3 protein-coding genes and 1 pseudogene are annotated in these 2,267 nt (G+C 65.0%); 1 reads left to right on the top strand and 3 read right to left on the bottom strand.

Features of this window, described 5'->3' with window-relative positions; genetic code table 11:
- A pseudogene (locus EOA24_RS34875) lies at positions 1 to 507 on the bottom strand (adenylate cyclase); the annotation flags it as partial.
- 172 nt (positions 508 to 679) lie between these two features.
- Here EOA24_RS34875 and EOA24_RS34870 point away from each other — a divergent pair.
- Positions 680 to 916: a hypothetical protein gene (locus tag EOA24_RS34870; RefSeq protein ID WP_126081627.1), complete on the top strand. Its 237-nt coding sequence runs from the start codon at positions 680 to 682 to the stop codon at positions 914 to 916.
- 34 nt (positions 917 to 950) lie between these two features.
- On the opposite strand, the gene EOA24_RS34865 is transcribed toward EOA24_RS34870, so the two are convergent.
- Together EOA24_RS34865 and EOA24_RS34860 are read right to left on the bottom strand one after the other, a co-directional pair.
- Entirely contained in the window at positions 951 to 1,325 is a 375-nt protein-coding gene (locus EOA24_RS34865) for a YciI family protein (protein ID WP_126081628.1), read from the bottom strand.
- A gap of 93 nt (positions 1,326 to 1,418) precedes the next feature.
- On the bottom strand, positions 1,419 to 2,267 hold an 849-nt coding region (locus EOA24_RS34860; RefSeq protein ID WP_127410643.1), incomplete at its 5' end, for an ATP-binding protein.

The raw sequence follows: 2,267 nt of genomic DNA, 5'->3' as shown, positions 1-2,267 counted from the left end.
GGCCTGTTCCTCGCGTGCGTCCCATCCCGGCAAAAGGCTAAGCCGCTCGGCCAAATCCAGCGCCTTGCGCGTGTAGTTCGCCCGAAGCGGCGCAAGCCATTCGTCGACCTCGCCCGCGAAAGACAACCCGTCGAGCAGATCCCCCCGGTAGAGGTCGGCAGCAGCCGCAAGGTTAGTGCCGTCTTCGGCCTGCCACGCGCGGTCGAAAACCCAGATGTCAGCCTCATCGGCATCCGCCGCCAGCCAGATGGTGTCGGCGTTGCCTTCGACGCGAATGGCGGCGTCGCCGGTTGACGGAAACAGCCGCCTGATGTCGACCAGGGCCTGGCGCAGGCTGTTTCGCGCTTGTTGCTCGCCGCTACCTGCCCACAGCATCGCCGCCACCCTCTCGCGGCGAAGGCCCTTGGGACCGGCCAGGACGAGCGCGGCAAAGAGCAGCGACGTCTTGCGCGTCGCGAAATGCAGAGGTTGCCCGCCTGCGGAGACAACCTCGATGCCGCCAAGCAATCGGATATGCACCCCGGCCCCCTTGAAAAAGCCCTGGGCAGAATATCACGTCCTGCATTCGACTTAACGACGATTTAGCGCGGTTTTTCCCGCGCTTTCACGCCTGAATGAACATCGGCCAAGCGCGCCGGTGGAACATTGCCTTCGTGAATTCGAACGAGGGAGAATGGGAATGGCGTATATCAGCATCAGAACCTTCCACCCCACCACTTGGCTTGCCGGCACGCTTGCCACCAATATCGCGATGGTCTTCGCTGGGCTCCAGCGCCGATATCAGGTTGCAAGGCGGCGTCGGGCTTTGGCCGGGCTGTCGATGTCAGAACTGAAGGATTTCGGCTATCCAGTCGATGAGGCTCCCGCCGATATCGCGGCGCGCGACCGCATTGTCAGGCGTCGCGCGCACCAGTGAACCGCTGGCGAGTAGGCGGCAGCGGGAATAGATCTCAACCAGCCGCCAGCGCGGCGCCCGGCAGATAGAGCATGATCGGCCGGATCTCGTAGACGGCGGAAGGGTTGACGCGCTTGAGATCGCGCGCGGCGGCGATAGCTTCGTCCTGGTCGGCGCAGTCGAGGACATAGAGGCCGAGCAACTGTTCCTTGGTCTCGGCAAAGGGACCGTCGATCACCATGCCGTCGCCGGGACCGCGCAGCGTCACGGCCTTGACCGTCGCGTCGAGCCTCGCTGCCGGGCCGAGCTTGCCCTCGCGTGTGAGCCTGTCGTTGACATCGAGCAGATCCTTCATCAGCGCCGCATCCTCGTCGGGCGTCCAGGACTGGACGGTGTCTTCGACGTGGTAGGCCAGGATGGCGTAAAACATGGGGGTGGATTCCTCGTGCAGAAACGGGCGCACTATCACAAGGAAGAGGTTATCGATCCAGTACCGGCGTGGAACCGGCAACCGCCTGCTGACTCAAGCTGCCACCGGCAGCCGCAGCTCCGTCAGCAGGCCGCCGCCCGGATAGTTGGAAAGAATGACCTCGCCGCCGGCGCCGCGGGCGATGTTGCGGGCGATGGTCAGGCCGAGGCCGAGGCCGCCGGTGGTGCGGTTGCGCGATTCCTCCAGCCGCACGAAGGAGCCGAACACCGCGTCCAGCTTCGCTTGCGGGATGCCGGGGCCCTCGTCGCGGATCGAGAGCGTGATCGTGTCGCCCGTTCGCCGCACGCCGAGATGCGCTTTCTTGCCGTAGGTCACCGCGTTCTGGATGAGATTGGTGATGCAGCGGCGCAGCGCCACCGGCCGCGCGATGCAGATCAGGCCGCGCGAAGGCGTCGCATCCTCGTCGAAGGATGCATCTTCGAAAGAGTCCGCCACCGATTCCACCAGCGACCAGAAATCGATCCGCTCGGCCTTTTCCTCGGTCACCTCGAATTTGGCGAAGTCGATGACGGAACTCGCGATGCTTTCGATGTCGGCGAGGTCGTGCGCCAGCGCTTCGCGTGCGGGCGACCTGCGCAACAGTTCGAGGCGGAGCCGCATGCGGGTCAGCGGCGTGCGCAGGTCATGCGCCAGCGCCGCCGCGAGGTGCTCGCGGTCCTCGACATAATCGCGAAGCCGCATCTGCATGGCGTTGATCGCCTTCGCCGCGGCGCGGATCTCGCGGCTGCCGCTCTCGGAGATCGGCGGGCTTTTCAGATCGTTGCCGATCCGCGTCACCGCCGTCTCCATCATCCGGTAAGGCGCGGTCAGCCGGCGCAGCGACCAGATCGACATGATGACGATCAGACCGGCGATCAGCGAATAGAGCGGCAGGCTGTCGAG

The sequence above is a fragment of the Mesorhizobium sp. M2A.F.Ca.ET.039.01.1.1 genome, assembly GCF_003998035.1.
In the GTDB taxonomy this organism is placed as follows: domain Bacteria; phylum Pseudomonadota; class Alphaproteobacteria; order Rhizobiales; family Rhizobiaceae; genus Mesorhizobium.
Note: the sequence above shows the minus strand (reverse complement) of the source record. Positions and strands in the feature narration are given on the sequence as shown.